Source organism: Imperialibacter sp. (assembly GCF_040222815.1).
Taxonomy (GTDB): Bacteria; Bacteroidota; Bacteroidia; order Cytophagales; family Cyclobacteriaceae; genus Imperialibacter.
On record NZ_JAVKCH010000022.1, the window covers coordinates 590,392 to 614,687 of the forward strand.

Consider the following 24,296-nt stretch of genomic DNA (forward strand, 5'->3'; position numbering starts at 1 on the left):
TTTTGGAATAGACTTAAACGCTTGCGGAAGCCGTCTTGATGGCTGCCTTGATACGGTTGTAAGTAGCACAACGGCAAATGTTGCCATTCATGGCGCTTTCTATTTCCTCGTCCGTTGGAGAGGCATTTTTCGACAGCAGGGCTGCGGCATTCATGATCTGACCTGCCTGACAATAACCACACTGGGGTACGTCGTGCTCTCTCCAGGCGTTCTGAAGCGGGTGAGAGGCATCGGCAGATAAGCCTTCGATGGTCACCACAGACTTGTCTCCCAGCGTTGAAATTGGCATCGAGCAAGACCGGATAGCATCACCATCAACATGAACCGTGCATGCACCACACATGGCTATTCCACAGCCAAATTTGGTGCCTACCAAATCGAGGTTGTCACGAAGCACCCAAAGCAGTGGGGTGTCCGCATCTACATCAACCTGGTGTTCTTTTCCATTAACTTTTAGATTAAACTGGGCCATAATGTAAGAGTTGATTTACTGAATACTTTCAAAGTACCAATAATTGGTCAGATTTCATAGGCGTCTGGGATGGCTGGAAAAATGCAGTTGTAAAGTGTTTCGAATACCATGCTATCCAGTCACTTACGAAATCATAAAGCCGTGCAGGAAGCTATGAGCGTTCTTCACTTTCCTGTGTGTAAATCGCTTTGGTCTGGTCTTTTTAGTTTGATAAAAGCAACCGAAATAGCTGCAAGTATTAACAGCGTGCCAGCCAGCCTGATAGCATTCACCGGACTATTGCCAAGCCACGATGAGTAGTACATTGGTATTGTGAACGTTTCGAGCAACATAGGAATGACGATAAACATGTTGAAAATGCCCATATATACGCCCGTTCTTTCCGGCGGAATACTGCCTGCAAGCATGACATAGGGGTTTCCCATCATGCTTGCCCAGGATAGCCCCATACCAACGATGGGAATGAAGACCATGCCAGGAGTGTTTAGCTCCGGAATCACGAGCAAGCCAGCCCCAGCCAGAAACATACATGCGCCGTGAATCCACTTTGGGCCATATTTTTGTGCCAGCATAGCTAACCCGAAAGCCGCAAAAAAGGCGATGAAATTGTAAAAAGCCCCTATTTGCCCCACCAGCAGGTCAGCTTTTCTGAAGCCTGGATCCAGCACATCGGTGGTGCCAAAAAGCGATTTTGATAGCGACTTGGCGATGTACTGCCAATAGATGAACATGGCATACCAGCTAAACAGCATCATGGGCAGCATCTGCTTCATCGTGAGAGGCATCTCTTTGAATGCCGTCGCAATTTCAGCAATGGTCGAACCTAGGCCCTTGGGTTGGCTTCTGATGTGGGCCTTTTCTTCCTCCGAAATAGGGATTTCCTTCGTGGTTTTCAACGTCCACAGGATAGAGCCTATGGACACCACAGCGCCAATCATGAAAGCGATGATTGTTGTGACAGGGATACCGCTTTCATTTTTCGCAAGCTCACTGACGCCGAAAAAAATAAGTAAGGTGGGGGTGAGGTATGAGAGGGTTTGTCCGAGACCGGTGAAAGCACTTTGGGTTAAAAAGCCCAGGGAATGCTGCTCCGTCGGCAGTTTGTCGCTAACAAACGCCCGGTAGGGCTCCTGAGTGACATTGTTAGCCGCATCGAGGATCCAAAGCACGCTTGCTGCCATCCACACGGTGCTGCTGTATGGCATCACGAGCAGACTAAGACTACAGAATATAGCGCCTATAAGAAAATACGGGGTCCGGCGGCCCCATTTGGTGATGGTTTTGTCGCTTATGGCTCCGATGATGGGCTGAACGATGAGCCCGGTCATAGGGCCTGCCAGCCACAGGAGGGGGAGCTCACTTTCTTCAGCCCCCAAGTATGAATAAATGGGGCTCATGTTGGCTTGCTGCAGGCCGAAGCTGTACTGGAGCCCGAAAAAGCCAAAATTCATGTTGATGATTTGCCAAAATTTGAGTGTAGGCTTGCCCATAAAAAAGTCTAATTACTAACCTGGTTGTTGTCAGGAAGGTAATAACGTGCAGAAAATTGTTTTTGCAATGGAATTCCCACCTTTTAACTGCCACTCTTAAAAATTGTTTGCATCCATGATAAGCCGTTTCTATAACAGCATTCCAAAAGCTGCGACAACTGTCATGGCTATTATAAACCACCGATACTGCTTCTCAGGAATTTCCTTAATGATGGCCACTCCGATAAGAGCGCCGAGGCCAATAGCCGGTAAAGTTACAAGGTCAAAAAGGAAGGAGTCAACTGTGATGGTGTGCCAGCTGAAGATGTGAAAAGGTAGCTTGAACCAATTGAGAACCATAAAAAACCAGGCTGCCGTACCGATGAATGAATTTTTAGGCAAATGCACTGAGAGCAGGTAAAGGGCCATAACAGACCCTGCGAGGTTACCAACCATTGAGGTAAACCCGCCTGCAACGCCCATGAGTGCTGCAAACCAAAAGTAAGCCGGCACCTTTTCTTCATTTTTTTTCCTCTTCTCCAGCCAAATCATTAAGCCGACCGAAACAAAAATAATGATGGCCATGATGAGCTTGAAGGCCTCGTCGTCGATGTAGTTACCCACCCAGGTGCCGAGCAAGGTTCCTGCTGCTGCCCAGGGAAAGAGCTTCCACAGGTGATCCCACGCCGCATGCCGGTGGTAGTAAACCACTCCAAAAATATCAGCAAGGCACAAAATAGGCAGGAGGAAACCGCTCGACTGCTTGCCACCAAACACAGCAGCCAGCAGCGGCACCGCTATCATGCCTGCTCCATGAACGCCTGTTTTGGACATGCCGATGAGCACTGACACCGAAAGTATCATCCATAAATCGGAGTGGGAAAGCTCATAGGAGAAAAGTTCTATCAACTAAGAATGAGGTTTGGCGGTGATCAGGTTCTATCAATAAAAATGAAGGTGAAACTAGTCAAGGCCAAATTAATAACCGAAATTTTTTAAACCAGGGAGTTTAAAAACTCAGGTTTTCTGTTTTTTCTTTTTTGCAGCAGGAAAAAGTATGTTGTTGAGAATCAGCCGGTAGCCAGGGGAATTGGGGTGTAGATTGAGATCGGTAGGGGGGTCGCCCACAAGGTGTTGGTAATCTTCAGGGTCGTGGCCACCGTAGAAAGTGTAGAAGCCCTTGCCAAATATGCCATGAAGGTACCGCACTTCACCGATGCTTTTGTTTTCTCCCATCACAACCACATCGGGCTTCACAGTGGCATTTCTAAATGCAGTTGTTTGTCCCATAAAACCTTTGATGATCCTTTCGTGGTTTTGGGTGAGCATAGTGGGAATAGGATCCCACTTGGCGCTGAACTCAAACAAATTGAAGTAATCGTTTCTTTCAATGACTCCCCGCTCGTTGGGCTGCATGTCGATGTTTGAGTATTCGTATTCAAGTGGCCGGCGTTCCAGCAGGAAGTCACCGAAAGCAAATGTTTTACTAAAGTCCAGCTTTTGCTGAGCCCGTGGGTCTGCCGGGTCGCCATCGTACATGCTTTCGCAAATGTCGATACCCTCGGCGGCCAGGGCAATGTCGTAGGAGTCGGTAGCCGAGCACATGGCAAAAAGGAAGCCGCCGCTGCCCACAAAGTCTCTGATTTTTTTCGCCACGCCCAGCTTCATTTGCGATACTTTCATGAAGCCGTGCTTTCTGGCCATTTCTTCATAGTCCCTTTGCTGCTCTATGTACCAGGGGTAGTTGCCATAGGCACGGTAAAACTTTCCATACTGGCCTGTAAAGTCTTCGTGATGCAAATGCAGCCAGTCATATTTTGGCAGTTCGTTATACAGGATTTCTTCATCAAAAATGACGTCGTATGGGATTTCAGCGTAAGACAGCACCATGGTTACAGCATCGTCCCAGGGTAGCTTACTTTTTGGTGAGTAAACGGCAATTTTTGGGTATTTTTCCAGGCGCATGGCGTCCATATTGGAGGAGGGGCTTGCAATCACTTCAAGTATCTGGCCGGCTTCGGCATCGGAAATTACCTCATAGCTTACGCCCCGGATAATCAGCTCATTCTCAAAAGCCTGGTAATATTTGAACATAAAACTACCGCCCCGGTAGTTGAGTAGCCAGTCTATCTCAATATCCTTTGAAAGCACCCAATAGGCCACACCGTACGACTTCAGGTGGTTCGTTTGGCTGTTGTCCATGGGTATAAGGATAGAAGACGAGAATGCCTTACCACCAATAAACAGAAAGATACACAGGAGAAATATAATGCGTTTCATCTACTCAAAATTTTTAAATTGAACCCGCCTGATCGGAGTCACCTTCTTGCTCCTGAAGTGCAACTTTGTCCATTAAATCTAACAGAACTAACGTTAAATTCAATGAGTCGTTTCTTCCTGGCGGAAAGTTGAGCAATTTGGTCACTTTCAATAAAGCTGGGAACAGTTTTCAGGCAAAGTTAATTCTCTTTTAAGCATGATAGCGTTAGAAATTATTTTCCTGCAGCACTTCTGCTCTCTTTTTTAGCCTCTGCACTGCCCGGTTGGCGGGATCAAGTTCCAACGCCTTGTTGATATATTTGTAAGCACTTTCCAGGTCGCCTTTTTGAAGGTAAATATCGCCAAGAACAACATAGGGCTTTGGTACTTTCTTGTCTTTGAAGCATTTCTTGAGCTTGAAGGCAAGTTCGAGTGCGTTATCGTAATTGCCAAGGGCTGCTTCCAGCGTTGACTCGTAGCCAATGAGGAAAGGGGCAGGTTTCTTAAGCGATAAATTATAACTCTTGAGGGTGTCGAGTGCTTTTTTTGGCCCGTATAAGTAGTTTACGATTTCGAAATATTCGGAGATAAAGTATACCTCTTCAGGGTATTTTTGGCCAATCAAGCCGAAGTTTTTCAAGCCGGTCTGTAAAGCAATAGCAATCTTTTCTGCCGTTTTTGCGCTGTCCATTTCTTCCCTGGCGTTCAGGAATTCTATCAACATCACCGACACATCTGCCACTAGCTGCTCGTCTTCTGTAGCAAGATGTTTTTTTGTATTTATCTTTTCAAGTATTTCGTAGCGCTCCTTAATGTCGGGTGATATCCTGCCAACAAGGCTCTGGCCCAAGATAAATTCAGGGTCAAATGCTATGGATTTCCGGTATGACTGCTCAGCTTTTGTGTAGTCGGCATAGTCCATGATCTGCTTCCACCCAAGGTAATAATAGTGTTTAGCGGAGTCAGATGCGGTGCTCAGGGGCAATAACTGTGCTTTGGCTTGAATAAAAAACGTAAAGAGTGTAATAAAAAGTAATAAAACCCTACTCATTAACTGCATGTTGATAGCTTCTCAAAATGTAAAGCTATGCAAGTGAAGACGACCACACAACAGGGCTTGGTATGAATGGCAAATGTAGTCGGTTCTGAGGTCAATGATTTCTCATAATGGGGTTTTGAAGTGCGCTTTACGTGCGGCAAAATACATTTAATAGAGATACACCATTAGTTATAGAAGGCGTTAGGAAACTGTTTTGACAGTACATTTATTAGATTTGCGAAGAATTTAAATTTCTTATGATCATCTTAGAAAACATCCGGGAAGGTATCAAGGCTGTGCAAACGAACACCCTGAGGTCAGTTCTTACAGCGATGATCATTGCGATAGGCATTACATCTCTGGTGGGTATTCTAACAGCCATAGAAGGCATCCAGGCGTCTATCAACAATAGCTTGTCTGATTTAGGAGCTAACACCTTTGATGTCAGAACCAAGCGATACGATAATCGCCGGTCGAGCGGAGTGGAAGAGAAACGATACCCGGCCATCAATTACCGTGAGGCCCGAAGGTTCCTTGACCTGTACAACTCTTATGGCACCCCCTCTCTCACTACCTGGGTAACCGGAGTAGCCGAGTTGAGCAGAGGGTCGAAGGTAACCAACCCAAACATGCGAATTGTGGGAGGAGATGCCAATATTCTGGTCGTTGAAGGTGGCGAGTTGTCGCAGGGGCGTAATTTTTCTAAAATTGAAGCCCAAAACGGGGCTAACGTCGTCATTATTGGCGACGAGGTGTATAGTAATTTGTTCGAAAAGAACGAAAACCCTGTCAATCAATTCATTACCGCCTATGGGATCAGGTTCAGGGTGATTGGTGTCCTGGAAAAACAAGGGAATATTGGTGGCGATAGTGGGCTGGATCGGTATTTTTTGGTGCCGTTGGAAACAGCAAGAAGGGTGGATCCACGACGAAACCTTCAGTATACTATCACAGTTGCCATCAACGACCCTACCCAAATGGAATATGCGATGGGCCAGGCCACAGGTCTCATGCGATCTATTCGCAGAGACCCTTTAGGTGAGCCCGATTCATTTGATGTCGCCAGAAACCAATCGTTGGCAGAGAGCCTTGAAGAGATTACCGGATATCTTCGAATAGGTGGCTTTGGAATAGGGTTCATCACACTTTTGGGGGCTTCCATCGGGCTCATGAACATCATGCTGGTTTCAGTAACGGAACGAACCCGGGAGATAGGCGTGAGAAAAGCGCTTGGCGCCTCGCCAACCAAAATTAGGCAGCAGTTTCTCATAGAGGCCATAGTTATCACGCAAATGGGTGGTATAGGTGGTATTATATTGGGTATTCTGGTAGGCAACCTCATTGCTAAATTACTGGAAGCTGATGGTTTCGTCATTCCCTGGTTTTGGATGATGGTAGGCTTACTTATTGGTATGTTTGTGGGGATACTCAGCGGCTACCTTCCAGCCTACAAAGCCTCGAAGCTTGATCCCATCGAATCCCTCCGATTCGAATAATTGCCATGTAGTGGTAACAATTTCGTAAATTGTGCTTTCTTGCTTTTAAAGAATTCTGTTTCCGTGCAAGTACAATTTATGTTATCGACTACCTGGAAGTGCTTGTGGATTTTTTTCGGGCTAATTTTCCTATCCTTTTTTGCAAGGGGGCAGGAGATCGCCATCACCGGGGTTTACCAGGGCAAATCTTTATTTATTCAAAACCCACTCTCTGAGGGTGTAGAGAAGTTTTGTGTAAGGGAGGTATTGCTCAATGGACGAACATTGAATCTCAATCTGAAACTTTCAGCGCTTGAGATTGATTTCAAAGGACTCGATTTATACACGCCGGTTTCGATAAGAGTGCTGCACGATACCATTTGTTCTCCGAAGATTGTGAACCCGCAGGCCATTTTCTGGCATAGCTCCTTTCGGTTTAATAGCATTGTTTTCATTGAAGAGGAAATCAAGTGGAACACCAGAGGAGAGAGAGAAAGAGCATCTTATATTATAGAAAGACTGGGAGGGGAAGACTGGATAGAAATAAACGAAATTCCTTCACAGGGGCAATTTGCGTCCAGTGATTACTCTTACTTCCCTGAGTTGACCGAAGGCTCGAATAAATTCAGGGTAAAGTACAGGGCAAGTGCTAACAACTATCTGTATTCTGATGAGGTAGAGTTTGTCTACTACAAGGTGCCCATCACCTTCACGCCAAAGGTGGTGTCAGACAAAATGACGCTATCGAGAGCCACCGCTTTCGAAATCTTAAATGAAAAGGAAGAAGTAATCCTGACAGGGAACGCCAAAGAAATCCCTCTTCGCCTTTTGAAACCCGGCAACTATTACATCATTCTCGACGGCTTTAAAGAGTCGTTTGTTAAGAAGTGATTGGCGATGCTGGTTGCTAAACCAATGCTATTCCAAAGAACCTGTCCAAAACAGTTAAGACGAAGATAATACCCAACACAATCGGGCAGAAGTAGCTTACCATGATGTTGATGAATTTTTCAACGAAGGAGCCGTGATAGTTAGGATAACCCTGGGCAATTTCTTCATTGAGATTGTGTTTTTTCCATACATAGGCACCAAAAAAAGAAATCAGGCAGCCGCCCAGTGGCAGCAGACTATCATTAGCAATGTCCGACACCAGCGTCATGAAATCGGTGGGATTGTCGTTACCCATATAAGTAATAAAAGAAGAGAAGAAAGAAGAATAGCCATTGGCCATCAGCGATGGGATACCTACAATAAAAATGATGGCAGCTATAAGCCAAACAGCCTTTTTTCTATCTATTTTGAGTTCATCTACTGCATAGGCCACGGGTACCTCTAGAAGCGATACGGTGCTGGTGAGAGCTGCAAAAGAAAGCAAAAGGAAGAAAGAGGCTCCGACCACAATGCCGAGAATTGGGCCAAATGACTCAAAAACGCCAGGAAGTGTAGCAAAAATAAGGCCCGGACCACCGGTGACCTCGTGCAAGTTTCCCTCGCTCATGTAGGCAACGAATGGAAACATCATCAAACCTGCCAAAAATGCCACGGAAATATCTGTGAGGGTGATCAGGGCTGCGGAAGAGATGATGTTCTCTTCTTTGGACACGTAGCTGCCGTAGGTAATGAGTGCTCCCATACCTAAAGAAAGAGAAAAGAATGCCTGACCAAGTGCACTGTATACTACTTCAAAATTGATTTCGGAAAAGTCGGGTACGAGGTAAAACTTAACCCCCTCCATGGCGTGTGGTAGGGTCATGGCGTATGCTACCAGGGAAATAATAAGAATGAGGAGGGTAGGCATCAGAATTTTGGAAGCCTTTTCGATGCCACCAGACACACCTTTTGAAACGATAAAAGCTGTAGAGAACATAAACACGGCACCGTAGGCTCCAATTTTAACCACATCTTTGATGTAATCTCCAAACTGCCCTCCAATGGCAAAGTTGCCCATTAGCATTTCGAGAAAGTAGCCAAAGGCCCAACCAGCCACCACGTTATAGAAAGAAAGGATAAGCACACCGGCTAGCACCCCCATTTTCCCAAGAAACTTCCATTTTGGAAATCCGAGAGCACCAAATGCTCCAACTGGATCCTTTTGGGTTTTTCGGCCGATGGCAATTTCAGTCACCATCACCGGAAAACACAGGATGAAGCAAAAGCCGAGGTACATCAACACAAAGGCGGCTCCTCCACCGTCAGCCACTTCAAATGGGAATTTCCAGATGTTGCCCAAACCAACAGCCGAACCAGCTGCTGCCGCAATGAACCCGATTTTACTATTGAAATTCCCTCTAGAAGCCATTTGGTAGTTAGGTTAAGTTTGTTTCTAACACGCAATCTATCAAATGCGATGAAAATCTTCGTTCGACAGTCTGAGAATTATTTCTACGGTTAATCATGCGATGTGTGTAACTGATTTAACAGATACAATCCATGAATGGATATCAGCTAGTTAACTCGGATGAGCGCCTCTTTGTGGAGAGACTGGTGGATGTTCAGTTTCATCCCATGTAAGGTTAGCATCCGAAGTCATTTATCGGGGATGGGGTATTTTGCGAAGTCAATGTAATTCCTTTTGTCTTCAGCTTAAGTGTATTTGTTTTTATGGAGAGGTTAACTGGCGAAAGTGAGTAACCAAAGCTGATTATTTACATCTGAAGGTGGCAAAATTCAATTTTTTCTGGTGTGGTGAACTAGCTGAGTGAATAGAGACGAGGTACTGGTTGTAGTCCACACTTACACGTGTATTAATTCGAAAGAGATTGACAAACAGGCTACTTGGACGATTTTTATATTTGAAAAATGCTGGGGTTGCATTTCGTGCGAACTGGAAATGACGTGACTACTTATAAATAAGTATTTATTATCAGCCAAATTAAATTGATATGAATATTATTGGTATTAATTATATAATTCCTATGTTTATGCCTCAATTGTATTTTTACAGGTTGTTGCACCGCTACTGAGAGATTTTATAGGTTAAGTTGTATGAATAATTTGATGTTTACCAATCCCACAAAAACTATAAAATAGAATAATAGCCAACTTTAGTTTTTCTTTAGGTAACCCCGAATTTTCATCAGCTATTCCTGGATTATTAGGATCATAACTTGATCTGAGGTCAGTGGTGTTTAGCTAGTCGTTCAACAATCTTTTAGTTCAAACACCTCTTATCTTCGACGAAACTTTTTGTAATAGCTCAGGTTCTTTGCTATTTGTATCGTCAATAGTTATGACTTTTTGACAAAAATAGTGTAATTATAAATCAGTGTTTTTTTCATCTGATCAAAATATGAATTGGACCATTTCTAACCTTAGCCGGTCATGAAGATAAATTTGGCAAAAATCAAACTGGCAATAATAGTTTGCCTTATTCCTTTTTTTGGTGCCAGGGCTCAGGAGTTCTCAGTGGGTGTTAACACTCTTACTCCCAACAGTAACGCTGTTTTGCATCTGGTTTCCCCAAATAGTAACCAGGGATTCCTTGTTCCACAAGTTTCTACCAACCAGCGTCAGTCCATGATTCCGATACTTGCTAGCGGAACCACAAACAATGGACTGATTGTGTACGACGGTGATGAAAACAGTTTCTACTACTGGGCCAACGGAGCCTGGCGCAAGGGACTGGGTGTGTTTGAAGGAGCCGTGGCCGGGGGCGATTTGACCGGGACGTTCCCTAATCCAGTCTTAAAGCCTTCTATTGTAACTTTTGACAAGCTTGCGCCTTTCAGCGTTATAGGTGAGAAGATAGCGCCCGGTGCTGTAACGACCGACAAGATAGAAAACGGAGCCGTTACGTCGGATAAATTGGCAGTAAGCGGTGCAACCGCTGGCGCATATGGAGATGAAACCACGGTGTCGCAAGTAACAGTAAACGATCGGGGCATTATAACGAGTGTGTCAAATGTGGCCATATCTATTGTATCGGATAATATAGTCGATGGGAGCATTATTAACATTGACCTGGCTGACAATACTATTACTATTAATAAGATTGATGCCGAAGGGACGGTCTCCTCTGTATTGGGGACGGATGCAGCAGGCGCCCCAACCTGGATACCGCTAAGCAATTTTGCGAGCTCTACTTTAGCTACAAGCAATGTTTTTATAGGTAACGACACGGGTACAGCCTCGGCCCAACCCGTTATCGGTGATGCCACTCTTACCTACTCAGCTACAGGTGCTGATTTGCAGCTGGCGGCAGATGCGGTAACGGCCAACGAAATTGCTACGGGTGCCGTCACAAGTAATGAAATTTTGGATGGGGCGGTACAGACCGCCGATATAGCTGATCAGAATGTTACAACAGTAAAAATTGTTGACGATGGTGTAACCGCTGCCAAAATCAATGCTGATGTGGCTGGAGCTGGCCTAAGCCCCAATGGTACCACTGGTGCCCTGGATGTAAATGCAGGCAACGGCTTGACAATCAATGGCGATGATCTTGAAGCGGACATTGCTCAGTTGGCTGGCCAGGGCCTGGGCGCAAACACTGGGACTGGGGCAGTAGATATCAAAGTAGACGGTACGTCGCTGGAAATTGCCTCTGATATTGTGCAGGTAGCGAGTGGGGGAATTAGCAATGCAAAGCTTGCCACTGATGCTGTGACTTCCGATAAAATTGCTGATGGCAGCGTGAGTGCAGCCGACATAGCGACCGGAGCGGTTAGTACCGATGAGATTTTGGATCTTACCATTACCACGGCGGACATAGCCAACGACGCAGTAACTAAAGATAAAATTAATGCTGATGTAGCAGGTGATGGCCTTGAACAATTTACCGATGGAACGCTGAGGGTGAAAGTAGGGAGTGGACTCTCATTCGATCCTGATAAAAAGTTACAGCTGGCGATTGTGCCTAACGATGACGAATTTTTGATTGGTACATCATCGGGTTTTGAGGGAACCACGGTTGTAGGAGACATTAGTATGACTTACAACTCTGGTACAGACCGAATTGACTCCAAAATACAGCCAGACAAGGTGACTGCCACTGAAATAGCGACAGATGCAGTTGGTAGTGCCGAAATTCTCGCCAGTGCGGTGAATACCCCAGAGCTTGCGGATGGTGCTGTGACCAACCCGAAATTAGGTGCCAGTGCTGTCACCTCCGACAAAATAGCTGATGGCACTATTCAGGCAGTTGACATTGTGAATTTGGGCGTAACCACGGCTAAGATTAATGACAATGCCATCACCACTGGCAAAATTGCAGACGGCCAGGTGCAGACATTAGATATTGCTGATGTAAATGTCACGACCGCCAAGATCGCCAATAGTGCGATAGTGACCAGCAAACTTGCCGATGATGCAGTTACTCCAGCCAAATTGGATGCACTTGTTGCAGGCTTAGGTTTGGTTCAGAATGGAACAGGAGCTTTGGACATAGGAGAGGGCAACGGAATCAAGGTAAATGCTGATGATATCGAGGTCGATCTGGGTGACATTGCTGGCGAGGCACTTGCTGAAAATACGGGCACTGGTGAGCTTGATGTTCAGTACGACGATGTTAGTATTGGATTGAATGCAAACAATCTGGAAGTTAAGGTCGATGGTATTACCACGCCAAGAATAAAAGATTTGGCAGTTACGGAGGATAAGTTGGCTGCCGGTTCAGTGTCGACAGGTAAAATACTTGATGGCACGATTCAAACAGGTGACCTTGGTGATAATATTATTACCAATATAAAGTTGGTTAACAACTCAGTTGATACGGACAAAATAGAGGACGGTCAGGTGCAGACTGCTGACATTGCCGATGGTAATGTTACTACTAATAAGATTGCTGATGCCAATGTAACAACAGCAAAACTTGACAATGACGCAGTCGACAAGGATAAAATAAATGAAGATGTCGCCGGTAACGGGTTAGTGCAGAATGTTTCAGGGGCGCTTGATATCAACCCTGGCAACGGTATAGAAATAGTTTTGGACGCTGTTCAGGTGGATCTTTCTGGTATAGCAGGTGAAGCGCTCACAGAAAATTCCGGGGTGCTTGATGTGCTATACGATGGGACAACGGTAGGGCTCAACGGTAGTGATGAGCTTTATGTGCCTGATGCAGGGATCGCCGAGGATCAGCTAGCTGATGATGCGGTGACCACCGCTAAGATTGATGACGATGCTGTTACCACAGCTAAAATTCTCAATGGAAACGTCACTACTGCTAAAATTTTAGACGATAATGTAACTGCGGCCAAGCTAAATGATGATGTGGCAGGTGATGGACTTGTTCAAAATGCATCAGGAGCCCTGGATGTAAATGCGGGTAATGGCATTGCGATTGCTTTGGATGTTGTTAGTGTAGACCTTTCAGGAATAGCAGGGGAGGCACTCGCAGAAAGTTCGGGTAAACTGGACGTGCAGTACGATAATAGTACTATTGGATATAACGGCACTAGTTTGGAAGTAAAGGATGCTGGCATTACTACTACCCAACTTGCCGACAATGCTGTGACAAATGCTCAGATGGCGGACAATGCAATTACCAACGCTGAGATGGCTGATAATGCTGTTGGGACTGCTGAAATAGCCGACGATGCGATAACGACTGCTAAGATATTAGATGGAGAAGTGCAAACTGGTGATATCGCAGACGGTACCATCCAAACAATAGATATTGGAAATGATCAAGTGACCGTTGCAAAGCTGCAAAACGGGACACCTGGCGATACCCAATTGATAGTTGCAGATCAAACCACTGGAGAGCCTGGTTATGTAAACCTTTCTACTGTTATTGGGAATTTGGCAGGTAACGGTCTGGTAGGGAATGTTGAGAAGATTGATGCCAATCCAGATGACGTGACCATCGAAGTGGTTTCAGACGAATTGCAGTTGAAGGATTTAGGTATTACCAATGCCAAGATAGCCAGTAGAACAATTACGTTCGATAAGTTGGTTGGTACTACAGGCCTAGAAAATTCTTTTTTAGTTAATAACTCTTCTAATTTCCCAAACTGGAATCAGCCCGGGCCTAATGCGGTTATCATTACCAATTCAGGCGGCGTAATTGGTTCTAAGCCAATTGGCGATTTTGCTACCAATAATCTCTCCTACGGCAGTATTTTTATCGGAAACTCATTGGGAATAGCGACTCAGTTGAGTGTTAGTAATGATGGTAGCTTAATTATCGGTAACGGCACTTCAGCCGCTTCGCTGCCATTGACTGGTGATATTAACCTAAATAGCGCTGGTGCGACAACAATTCAAAACAATGCTGTTCAGGGCGACGACATCGATGTTACCTCTGGTAACTTCGTTGTAGCTGGAGCCAACCAAGTTCAGTTCAACAACACCAATGGCCTTCAGGTAGCCAATGCCACCGATTTGAACGGAAGCCTGACTGTTGATGGTTCAACCTTCAGTTTGGACGCAACCGGTGCATCGAATGTGAGCACTTCGGCAGGATCTTTGACGCTGCAAGGTGCCGGTGGAGTGAATATCGGAGCAAATGGCGTGCTGACTGATGTCATCGGGGGCTTGAATGTGACTCAGGATGCTGATATTGACGGGAATGCTACTTTAAATGGTAATGTCACGCTCGGTAATGCTGCGACAGACGGCGTTACTGTGACAGGCGAAATACTGGGAGCGACGCCACTTAATTTTGAAGGTTCGGCTAACAATGACGTTTATACAAGCTTTGCAATCACTAATCCAACTTCTGCCCGCACGATTAGTTTTCCGGATGCAAGCGGTACAGTTGTTTTGTCAGGAGGAGCGACGTTGTTGAACGACATAGCTTTGAGCACAGACGGGGCAGGACAGATAGTTAATGCAGTTGAGGCGCAGGACTTCAATGTTCAGTCTCAGAATATCAACATAGGTGATGAATCAGATGATGTAGTTGATATCACCGGTATTACAAATTTGAATGGAGGCGACGTAACAATAGCCGATGGTGCTACTGCTACCAATATCAATAACAATGATATTAACATAGGTAATGCAGCAGGTGATCTTGTTGACATCACAGGAGCGACGACAATCACAGGCGGTAACCTGACAGTAAGTTCACCCCAGTCTGATTTCAACAGTGCCACGACGAATGTAACGGGTGCTGCGATCAATATAGGTGATGCAGCAGGTGATGCATTAGATATTACGGCAGCGACCAATATCAACGGAGGCAATCTGACGGTAGATGCCCCTGTTACGACATTAAACAGTGGTATTATCAATCTGAGTGCCGATGCTACCGGGGACATATTAGTGAATGGTGAGATCCAGGGCGGCAGTCCTTTTATACTTGAGGGAGCGACAGACGATGCGAATGAGACGACGATCAGTTTGGTAGACCCGACAGCGGATCGTACGATTAGTTTTCCGGATGCTGATGGAACGATAGCCCTGACGTCAGACATAACGAGCAATAACAGCAATCTGGTTTTGCGTGACGGCAGCCAGGCGTTAACAGCCAATTGGGATGCTGGAAGCTTTGAAATACAGGCTCAGACGTTCCAATCTGACGTCAGTACCGGCACTGCGCCTTTAACGGTGGCCTCAACAACCCTGGTTACCAACCTGAATGCGGATTTGCTGGATGGTCAGAGCGCTCCTACGGGTACGATATTAGGTACAACGGATACTCAGACGCTCACTAATAAGTCGATAGATGCCGACGCTAATACCATCACCAATATTGACAATGCAGATATTAAGGCAGGAGCTGCCATTGATGCGAGTAAAATAGGGGATGGCAGCGTTAGTAGTACAGAATTCCAGCAATTAGGTGCAGTAGGTAGTGCAGTTGTAGGCATCAGTGATGCTCAGGTTTTGACGAACAAGACTTTTACAGACAACACGACACTGTTGCAGGACGATGGTGATGTTACTAAGAAGGCAGCTTTAGAGTTATCTGGAATCACCACGGCTACAACCCGGACTTTGACAGTACCCGATGCTGATGGAACGATAGCCCTGACGTCAGACATAACGAGCAATAACAGCAACCTGGTTTTGCGTGACGGCAGCCAGGCGTTAACAGCCAATTGGGATGCTGGAAGTTTTGAAATACAGGCGCAGACGTTCCAGTCTGACATTGGAACTGGCACTGCGCCACTGACTGTGGCCTCAACAACCCTGGTAACCAACCTGAATGCGGATTTGCTGGATGGTCAGAGCGCTCCTACAGGTACGATATTAGGTACAACGGATACTCAGACACTCACCAATAAGTCGATTGATGCCGACGCTAATACCATCACCAATATTGACAATGCAGATATTAAGGCAGGAGCTGCCATTGACGGCACGAAGCTCGCTTTCGATAATACTACCTCAGGTTTGACTGCAACAACCGTCCAGGCAGCACTTGATGAACTTGATGCAACGTTAGACGGAGTGGCTACTCCCACACTTACGCAAGTTTTGTCGGCGGGCAATGCTGCAGGCAATACCTCGATTACTGGTGTGAATGACCTTGGAGCAGCTACTTTAACGCTTGGAGGAACCCCAATTACTGCAACTGGAGCCGAACTTAATATCCTTGATGGAGTGACAGCTACCTTCACCGAATTGAACTACGTAGACGTAGCCACTCCGGGCACGGCCGAAGCTACAAAGGCTTTGGTTACAGATGGAAGTAATAACATTAGCTTGGGTACAGGTAGCTTGACGGCTAATGGTCAAATCACAGTGGATAATTTGAACCTTAACGGCAATACTTTATCATCCACTAGTGGAGATCTTGTGATGACCGCTACTTCAATTGCCGACATTAACGGTGCCACTGGCGTAACCATTGATGCTGCCGCCAACACTGTTGCCATCAATGCAGCAGCTGGCGCTATCAATATTGGGGATAATGCTGTAGCTCAACCGATAAATATTGGTACAGGAGCCGCTGCCAGAACAATAACATTGGGGAATACTACCGGTGCCACTGCGGTTGATATCAATGCAGGTACTGGCGGTGTATCCATTACTACAGCAGAGTTTGGTGTGTCAGGACGAGCAACCATCGGGAACACAGCTTTCTTGACTGCTGCGACTTCCCATTCGAGCAACCCGAATAAGATGGGTACAACTTCGGCGAGTTCCGCAAATGTCTTTTCTACGGTTGGCTTAGGTGTGGATGGTGATATTATTACTAACTCAAATATATATGCGTCGGGCACTTTAACCTTTTCCGATGCCAGGTACAAGAAAGAAGTTACACCCATCGAAAATGCTACCAAAAATGTTAGTCAGCTTGAGGGGGTCACCTATTATTGGAAAAAGGATGAATTCCCGGACAACAACTTTTCAGATGGAAAACAAATAGGTTTGATTGCTCAGGAAGTTGAAAAAATCTATCCAGAACTTGTAAATACTCTGCCAAACGGGTACAAAACAGTGAACTACCAGGCACTGGTTCCTGTCCTCATCGAAGCCATTAAAGAGCAACAGAAGCTCATTGAGAAACTGATGGCTGACCTGAGCAATGAGAAGACTACTAAGGAAGAGATGAAGGCGGCGCTTGACAAGCAAATGAAGCTTTCCGAAATGCAGATGAAGCTCATGGCTCAATTGCAAATGGAAAACTCTTCCATGAAGAGTGACATCGACCTTATTAAAGAGCAAATGGGCATTAAGTCGGCTACCAAAACCAATGAATAAGGTACTGGCCGCCATATCGCTCAGCTTACTTACCGCTACCTCTTTGGCAGCCCAGGGGCTCTATGCTCCGTCGGGCGTTCAGTTGAAAGTAGGAAGCTCGGCAAGCCTCAAAATTGGCGGCAGCCTGACCAATAGAGGCCAGGTATATGATGAGGGACTGTTGGTTGTGGATGGCACTGTCAACAACGAAAGCAGGTTGAATATCAGCAATAACGCATCAACACCGCCGGTATTGGACTCCAACGGCCTCATTAACAATACAGGCAATCTCGAAAATGTAGGGCTCATCAGAGTTTCTGGGAATTGGAACAACACAGGAATCTATAACGGTATTGATGGCGAGATTGAACTGGATGGTACTTCGGATCAAACATTCTCAAGTACGCCCACCGATGTGCACAGTATTGTGGTGAATTCAACTGGTACAACGCTATTTTCCGGAGACACTGTGCGTGTGGTCGGAATGATCAACTTTGTTAATGGTTATGTGGATGCCAATCCCGGCACTTATTTGGTCATTGAAGACGGGGCAGAGGTGCTGGGCGGCAGCGACAACTCTTACTCGGAGGGAAAACTTTATCACCGGGGGCTTGGGTATAAGTTCTTTCCAGTGGGCAATGACGCACTCTATTTACCTGTCTACCTGGAGAACGTTTTTGGTGAAAACCCTCTCATAGGTGTGGAAGTTGGTGCTTTTTCTCAAGCACCTTTTCCTGATCGGCTTTTGGTAGGCGTTGCCGAGGACTACTATTGGGATATTGAAACTGTGCTTGGTAGATTTGATAGCAGCAGGGTGACGGTCGACTACGTGGGCGCTGACCTGGAGAGCAGTCAGAACCGAAATGACATTGCCTTTGATAGCGCCACGCCTGCGCTGGCAGAGGCGGAGTCACTTGACGAGCCATTTACAAACTTGTTCACAACAGATGACTCTGTCGAAGATCCCGACTTGTTTTCCTCAGGTCTGCTTACTGGAGAAAAAAGTTTCACAAAAAGATACCTGGCTGTCGCTCTTTCTCCTAAGGTACCTGCCGATGGCGTATCCTATATTCCAACGGCTTTTTCTCCTTTGTCAGTCAATGAGGAGGATCAGGTCTTAAAGTTCTACAGTGAGAAGGTGATTCCCGATGGGTTTTCCTTCAAAATCTATGATCGCTTTGGCGATGTTTTGTATGAGACCAACGATTTGTCGGATGCGCAAACCAACGGGTGGAATGGCTTGCTTAAGAGCGGGAAACCGGCATCAGGTGGGTATTATTTTTACTCCGCAAAGTTTGAGTTTTTTAATGGGAGAAAAGTGTCGAAAACCGGGCAAGTAATGCTAATAAGATGAAGAGTATGCTGAAATATATATGCTTTCTTATGCTGGCTTGCTTCACTTTTAGCGTTTCTGGACAGAACAGCCAATTTTCGCAGTACTATACATCATCTTTGTTTCTAAACCCGTCGTTTGCAGGAATTCCGCCAGATTTGCAGGTGTCTCTTAATCACAAAAGACAATTTCAGACTTCTGGAATTTCCAACGAACTTTCGCAGTTTTCGATACTCTACCCCTTCGTTTCAAGTGGGTTTAATGCACGACAGTTTGGGGGCATTGGAGTGACAGCTTTTAGTGAGAGCATTGGAGATAATTTTTTCAAGAACAATGGTTTTATGGTTTCCACTGCCTACAACCTTAGGTTGGGCGACTTTAGTCCGGATTACGTGATCTTCGGGCTCCAGGGGGGGTACTTTAACGAAAGCATTAATTTCGGTAATCTACAGTGGGGATCGCAGTATACACCATACCTCATTTCTGGTTTTGACCCGAATGCGGCAGACCCGTCTGCACAGTTCAACGATATGGTGCATTACCCGGTCTTCAATGCGGGTTTGACCTACTACTTTAACCCCGCCCGAACATACAGGCTTTATAAGTATAGCGCCTTCTCGGGGTTCTCATTCAAGAACTTGAATCGGCCAAATACCTCTTTTATGGGAGGGGAGGTAGCTCGCAAGCCAATGTCCATGACCTATCATGGGGGGATGGAATTTAGCATCTCCCATAAGTTGAGGTGGTCTCCCAATGGAATTTTTTACTATTCCACCGATAATCGCTATCAGTTTAATATGGGAAGCTACGTTAGCTATAGCTTTAGCGACAACCGCTCACTCAAAGCAAACAACCTCTACCTCACCTTCGGACTTTGGTATCGACTGAGGGATTCTTTCATTTTCACAACCGGCTTTCAAAATAATAATCTACAGATGGCTTTTAGCTATGACCTGAACAAGGCCTATTTGTTTACGGATCCAAACGAATCGCTTGTGCCATCTTTTGAAATTTCATTAACTTACACTTTAGGTAAGGACAAAAAGGGCGGTAGCTCGTCCAATCCATTATTTTAGTCATGAAGAAATTATCTTTAGTATTTGTAACCTGTTTAGTTTTAGTAGCTAATGCCTTTGGTCAGGGAGCTGTTCAACTAAATGAATACGCAGATGATCAATTCAGAAACGGACATTATGCTGAGGCAGCACAGTATTACCTCCAGGCACTTGCGGAAGAACCGAACAACCAGCTGGCGACCTTTCAGTTAGCTGAGTGTTATAGAAACACTTTTAAGTATCAGGAGGCTGAGCTTCAATACGAGAAGATGATTAATCTTTCGGAAGCCAACTATCCGACAAGCCGGTATTATTTCGCCTTGATGCAAAAGCTCAACGGCAAGTATCAGGAGGCGATGGAGAATTTTCAGGAATACCTTAAGTGGTATAATACCAACCCTGATAGAATGGCGGCATTTAAGGCACTCAGGCTACAGGCGCTTGTTGAAAAGGAAGGCTGTCTTCTGGCGCTTAATGAGTTAGCCAACCCGGTTCGGCACGCCGAATTCAAGGTGCTGCCTTCTCCGGTCAACACGCAATACGACGATTATGCTCCTTTTATATTTAAAGGGGATTCTTCTCTTATGATGTCCTCGTCAAGAAAATCATCAACAGGATCCGTGTTTGATGCGAGAATGGGGCAGTCAACGGCTGACCTTTTTCGCTTTGAGCATTCCGGAGATGCGTGGACAGAAATTGGAAATAAAGATAAGTTTTCCAACCTGAACACTAAAAATGGGGAGGGATCCGGTATTTTTAACAAAGACAATACGAAAGTCTACTTTACCTACAATCCGCCAGCTGGTTCGTCAACACCTTCTCAGATATCTAAATCGGAGCTTATCGATGGCAAATGGAGTGAGCCAAAGCCTCTGAATGCCAATATAAATGCAAAAAACACTACCTCAAGGCATCCATCATTGTCACCGGGGAATGATACGCTATTTTTTGTTTCCGACCGACCTGGTGGGTTTGGTCAGACAGATATTTGGTACAGTGTAGATGCTGGCAATGATAATTGGGGGCCTGCTATCAATCTTGGATCTGCCATCAACACTAGTATGGACGAAGCCACCCCCTTTTTTGACCAGAAGGAGGGCGTTCTTTTCTTCTCCTCCAATGGACATAGAGGTTTTGGAGGGTTTGATATATTCATGACCAATGGCAACAACTTCGAGAATTCGGAGATCTATAATATGGGCTTTCCATATAACTCAAATCGGGATGACTGGTTTTTTATATTAGGACAGCAAAGTGGTTATCTTACATCGGGCAGAGACGGTGGAGTGGGAGGACAAGATATTTATACCTTCCATATTGAGACCGACCAGGAAATTATAGCTGAAATTCTTGAGGAAGACGTGGTAGCAGGCCGTAGCTCCGTTTTCTCGGATGACTACAATTTCGACACCAATGACATAGAGAAGGTGGAGGAAGTGATCTCTCATTTTCTTGCTGCACGTATGTTCAATACGCAAGCGATGCTTACAGCCGAGCAACAGGCATTTTATAATAACTTATCTGAATCAGACAAAGAGAAAATCGAGAGGATTGTCAACTCCAGGGTACGGAAAATGTCGGAAAGAGACCTTAGGGCTGTGAGAACTGAAGATGAGTTTTATTACCAGCAGCTCTCTACCGGAGATAAGTATTCAATCAACAGGATGGTGTCGTCTTACCTGGAGGAAGACGGCTTAGGTCTGAATGTATCGCTAAGTAGTGAAGAAAAGGCGTACTATGAGCAGCTTTCGAAAGATGCGAAAGAGAAAATAGATCAATACATCACACTGAAGGTAACTGAGTACCGAAACAAGGAGGTTCAAGATGAGTATTTCCAGTCTTTGCCTGCCGCCGACCAAACTCAGGTAAAAACGTTGGCACGGAGTTATCTGCTTCAGAAAAAGTCAATTGAAAACCTCTCGCTGGGCGTCAATACAAATGTTTTTCTAAAAAAGCAGGACGAGCAGTCTATGGAGAGGGCCGAGGCCTCCATAGTAAATCAACTGAAGAACCTGGCACTTGAGAGCGATTTCTCTTTGAGTGAAGATGATAAAGTATTTTACCAGAATTTGCCTACTGAAGAGCAGCAGTCTATTGACAGGCTGGTGACTGCGTTTTTGGCTGCGAAGCCTTCGGACTTCGATAAGAACATTACTCCGGCAGACCTGGAATTTTACAATAAGAAACCGGCCGGACAAAAAGCGCTTATTGACAAAATTCTTGTGAGAAGACTTCGGAATTTGTCTTTCTCAGATGAGTATATTTTTAATCATGCCACAGCAAAACAGACGCTGTTGCTTACCAGTTTGAATACCAAAACAAACGGAAATGTCATTGTAGGAGAGGTTGGTAATTTATTAACTGGTGCCAATAGAAATGCTTATAGTTCCCTTAGCGAGGAGGAGAAGTTGAGGTTTGCAAGAATGGTGTCCGGCGTCGACAGCTACGATAAACTAGCCAGCAGACCTTTGTTGGCACTCGATGAAAATGCGTCTGAGCCCTCGCAGCTTATCGCAAGTCAGTCCAATAGGCCAATGGTTGCATCTTCGTTTGGTAGTGCGGCTGGTTCCTCTAAATCAAATGAGAACCAGGCACTGGCTCAGGGCAACTCCAATAACAGCAGTACAAATGTTGCTACGCAAAACTCTCCGGCTGCTACCACTGGCACTAACCTTGCTTCAAACCAGGGTGGTCAACTCATCATCGACCGACGAGAGGGGACGGGTGAGCCCGAGTCTGGAAACACACTATCGAAGGTGGCTTCAAGTCGGGCGGCTACAAGCATGAGCTCTGATCAAAGAGCGCTTTATGAGAGCCTGCCTCCGAGTAAAAGGCAGGCAATTGACAGGATTGTAGCTGTTTCACTGATCAACAACGACTATGCGGGCCAACCGGAGATGTTTGAAGAGGACAAACAAAGGTTCGCTGAGTTTGACTCAGAGGAAAGGCGGATGGCCAGAAGAATGGCAAAGTTTATGACAGAAGATCAGCTCTCTACGGCTGAAATGGGTGCGATTAAGGATGATTTTATCAAATACAAAAATTACAACCCTGAAATCAGAAAGACTTTCAACCACTTGATTTTAACTGAGGCTTTTAGCTATTCTCAGAGTAGAAACCAGATGGACTTGTTGACAAAAGACAGGGGGGTTAACAATGGCTTGAGTGCAGAGGAGAAGAGCTTGGTTGGGACTCTGATCGATGTCAGGGCAAGATCAAACTACATTTTTGGCGATCAGATTGATCTAGAAAACAAGTATGTTGAGTCAGGTATGGTCATGGCGAGTGTCGATCAATACCAAACAGAAGAGTTTAAGAATATCAAGATTCAGGGGCGTTTGGTAGATATTAAAACCGGTAAAGCTCTTGCTAACTACCCGGTTGTATTGGCAAATAGCTCCGGCGAAACAATCAAGGTGGGTTATACGAACCAAAATGGCGAGTTTGTATTTGACTACTTAGACGGCAACAAAGCCTATAAGATCCTCTCAAACAACCAGACTGTTTCTGCGATAAAGCCGGACAACTTTTTCATTAAAGACTTGCAAGTGCGTGGGTACAAAGATGGATTCATAGTGCTGAACTATGAAGGGGTTTATTTCGACTCTGATGCCACCAATATTCGGGATGAGGGAATTGTGACGATGAATAAGTTGATCGAACTATACAGGAGGAATCCTGAAATTGAGATCGAAATTCATGCGCATGCTGACAGCCAGGGGGAGCATGACTATAATCACAGACTGTCGGATTTGCGAGGTGACGCTGTTTATAAATACCTTGTAAGTCATGGAGTGGATGAGACGGCCTTGACCGTTTACTACAACGGAGAAGGTGACCCTGTTGCCAGTAATCTTACGGCGTATGGACGTGCTTTTAACAGACGGGTGGAACTTGAGGTATACTCTACAAAACCTTTGCAAACTGAACTGGCTAAGATTTATGTTGCCCGTCCCGGGGCTACTATTGATGCTATTGCCAGGGCATTCAACCTGTCGGCAGATAGGATACAAGCTATGAATGGCTTGCAATCGGGGGTAGTTAAGCCATATACACCTATTAGAATAGAAGGCAAAAACAGTATCAAACCGAGCCTAAGTCTCTTGGTTGAGTTAAATGACCATGCTGTTAATTACAAACAGTACAAAGTGAAAAAGGGAGAGTCTATCATCTCCATAGCCGAGAAGTTCAACCTTCCTGAAGAGCTGTTACTTGAATTGAACAACCTGAACGGATATCAATTGAACCCGGGAGACGTTATTGATATTTACGTTTCTTATTAGCAGTATGGCTTCAGCCGGTTTGGTGTTTTGCTTTAGCTTGAGTGTAGGGGTCTGACGACATATTGCTGAGGCTCTGAATGACTCCTTTTGAACGGCGGTAATTTCCTGATCAATAAAGGTAGCCTAGGAGTCTAACGAAAAAACACCGAAAAAGTCTCCATCAGGCTTTTTCGGGGTTTTTGATTTGCTTGTACGCCGTTCAATTGGATCAAGCGGAAAATCTGGGGGTAAAACTCAAAAGGAACGTTATTCGATTCAGCAAATAGGCTGCAATAAAAAAGCAAAACTGGTTCAATGCGTCTCGCTTGGACCTTTTGCTTTTTTATGCAAGCACAA

Annotated in this window: 12 protein-coding genes; 6 read left to right on the top strand and 6 right to left on the bottom strand. The window is 45.3% G+C overall.

The genetic code is table 11. The features are described 5' to 3' along the window. Positions 1-13: 13 nt before the first annotated feature. From RIF36_RS12300 to RIF36_RS12320, 5 genes are all read right to left on the bottom strand, one after another. A complete protein-coding gene (locus RIF36_RS12300) occupies positions 14-472 on the bottom strand; it encodes a (2Fe-2S)-binding protein (RefSeq protein ID WP_350074658.1) in 459 nt (152 codons plus the stop codon). Between the two features lie 164 nt (positions 473-636). Next, on the bottom strand, positions 637-1,962 hold the full coding sequence (locus RIF36_RS12305; RefSeq protein ID WP_350123696.1) for an MFS transporter: 1,326 nt from the start codon (positions 1,960-1,962) through the stop codon (positions 637-639). Between the two features lie 129 nt (positions 1,963-2,091). Next, positions 2,092-2,850, bottom strand: a complete 759-nt coding sequence (locus RIF36_RS12310; RefSeq protein ID WP_350123699.1) for a sulfite exporter TauE/SafE family protein — start codon at positions 2,848-2,850, stop codon at positions 2,092-2,094. 108 nt (positions 2,851-2,958) lie between these two features. Further along, positions 2,959-4,221 carry an asparagine synthetase B gene (locus RIF36_RS12315; RefSeq protein ID WP_152000881.1) on the bottom strand — a complete coding sequence of 421 codons (1,263 nt, stop codon included), beginning with the start codon at positions 4,219-4,221 and terminating at the stop codon, positions 2,959-2,961. A 205-nt stretch (positions 4,222-4,426) separates the two neighbouring features. Continuing rightward, on the bottom strand, positions 4,427-5,251 hold the full coding sequence (locus tag RIF36_RS12320; protein ID WP_193217980.1) for a tetratricopeptide repeat protein: 825 nt from the start codon (positions 5,249-5,251) through the stop codon (positions 4,427-4,429). 245 nt (positions 5,252-5,496) lie between these two features. Between RIF36_RS12320 and RIF36_RS12325 the strand changes: the two genes are divergently transcribed. Beyond that, positions 5,497-6,735 carry an ABC transporter permease gene (locus RIF36_RS12325; protein ID WP_350123702.1) on the top strand — a complete coding sequence of 413 codons (1,239 nt, stop codon included), beginning with the start codon at positions 5,497-5,499 and terminating at the stop codon, positions 6,733-6,735. Positions 6,736-6,837: 102 nt separating this feature from the next. Continuing rightward, positions 6,838-7,605: a hypothetical protein gene (locus RIF36_RS12330; RefSeq protein WP_193217979.1), complete on the top strand. Its 768-nt coding sequence runs from the start codon at positions 6,838-6,840 to the stop codon at positions 7,603-7,605. Positions 7,606-7,621: 16 nt separating this feature from the next. Here the strand turns inward: RIF36_RS12330 and RIF36_RS12335 are convergent, their stop codons facing one another. Continuing rightward, the gene (locus tag RIF36_RS12335) at positions 7,622-9,013 is read right to left on the bottom strand and encodes a sodium-dependent transporter (RefSeq protein ID WP_152000877.1); all 1,392 of its coding nucleotides are present in this window, start codon (positions 9,011-9,013) and stop codon (positions 7,622-7,624) included. Between the two features lie 1,022 nt (positions 9,014-10,035). Here RIF36_RS12335 and RIF36_RS12340 point away from each other — a divergent pair. The 4 genes from RIF36_RS12340 to RIF36_RS12355 are packed head-to-tail and all read left to right on the top strand — an operon-like array spanning position 10,036 to position 23,960. Continuing rightward, positions 10,036-17,310: a tail fiber domain-containing protein gene (locus RIF36_RS12340; protein ID WP_350123704.1), complete on the top strand. Its 7,275-nt coding sequence runs from the start codon at positions 10,036-10,038 to the stop codon at positions 17,308-17,310. Next, positions 17,303-18,643: a T9SS type B sorting domain-containing protein gene (locus RIF36_RS12345; RefSeq protein ID WP_350123707.1), complete on the top strand. Its 1,341-nt coding sequence runs from the start codon at positions 17,303-17,305 to the stop codon at positions 18,641-18,643. Before RIF36_RS12340 ends, RIF36_RS12345 begins: the two co-directional genes overlap by 8 nt. A gap of 5 nt (positions 18,644-18,648) precedes the next feature. Next, entirely contained in the window at positions 18,649-19,698 is a 1,050-nt protein-coding gene (locus tag RIF36_RS12350; RefSeq protein WP_350123710.1) for a PorP/SprF family type IX secretion system membrane protein, read from the top strand. A gap of 2 nt (positions 19,699-19,700) precedes the next feature. Next, the gene (locus RIF36_RS12355) at positions 19,701-23,960 is read left to right on the top strand and encodes a LysM peptidoglycan-binding domain-containing protein (protein WP_350123712.1); all 4,260 of its coding nucleotides are present in this window, start codon (positions 19,701-19,703) and stop codon (positions 23,958-23,960) included. The last annotated feature ends 336 nt before the right edge of the window (positions 23,961-24,296 follow it).

Bases quoted from the DNA above. Each gene is read 5' to 3' on its own strand.
- RIF36_RS12300 (WP_350074658.1), bottom strand. From the start codon at position 472: ATGGCCCAGTTTAATCTAAAAGTTAATGGAAAAGAACACCAGGTTGAT.
- RIF36_RS12305 (WP_350123696.1), bottom strand. From the start codon at position 1,962: ATGGGCAAGCCTACACTCAAATTTTGGCAAATCATCAACATGAATTTT.
- RIF36_RS12315 (WP_152000881.1), bottom strand. From the start codon at position 4,221: ATGAAACGCATTATATTTCTCCTGTGTATCTTTCTGTTTATTGGTGGT.
- RIF36_RS12320 (WP_193217980.1), bottom strand. From the start codon at position 5,251: ATGAGTAGGGTTTTATTACTTTTTATTACACTCTTTACGTTTTTTATT.
- RIF36_RS12325 (WP_350123702.1), top strand. From the start codon at position 5,497: ATGATCATCTTAGAAAACATCCGGGAAGGTATCAAGGCTGTGCAAACG.
- RIF36_RS12335 (WP_152000877.1), bottom strand. From the start codon at position 9,013: ATGGCTTCTAGAGGGAATTTCAATAGTAAAATCGGGTTCATTGCGGCA.
- RIF36_RS12340 (WP_350123704.1), top strand. From the start codon at position 10,036: ATGAAGATAAATTTGGCAAAAATCAAACTGGCAATAATAGTTTGCCTT.
- RIF36_RS12345 (WP_350123707.1), top strand. From the start codon at position 17,303: ATGAATAAGGTACTGGCCGCCATATCGCTCAGCTTACTTACCGCTACC.
- RIF36_RS12350 (WP_350123710.1), top strand. From the start codon at position 18,649: ATGCTGAAATATATATGCTTTCTTATGCTGGCTTGCTTCACTTTTAGC.
- RIF36_RS12355 (WP_350123712.1), top strand. From the start codon at position 19,701: ATGAAGAAATTATCTTTAGTATTTGTAACCTGTTTAGTTTTAGTAGCT.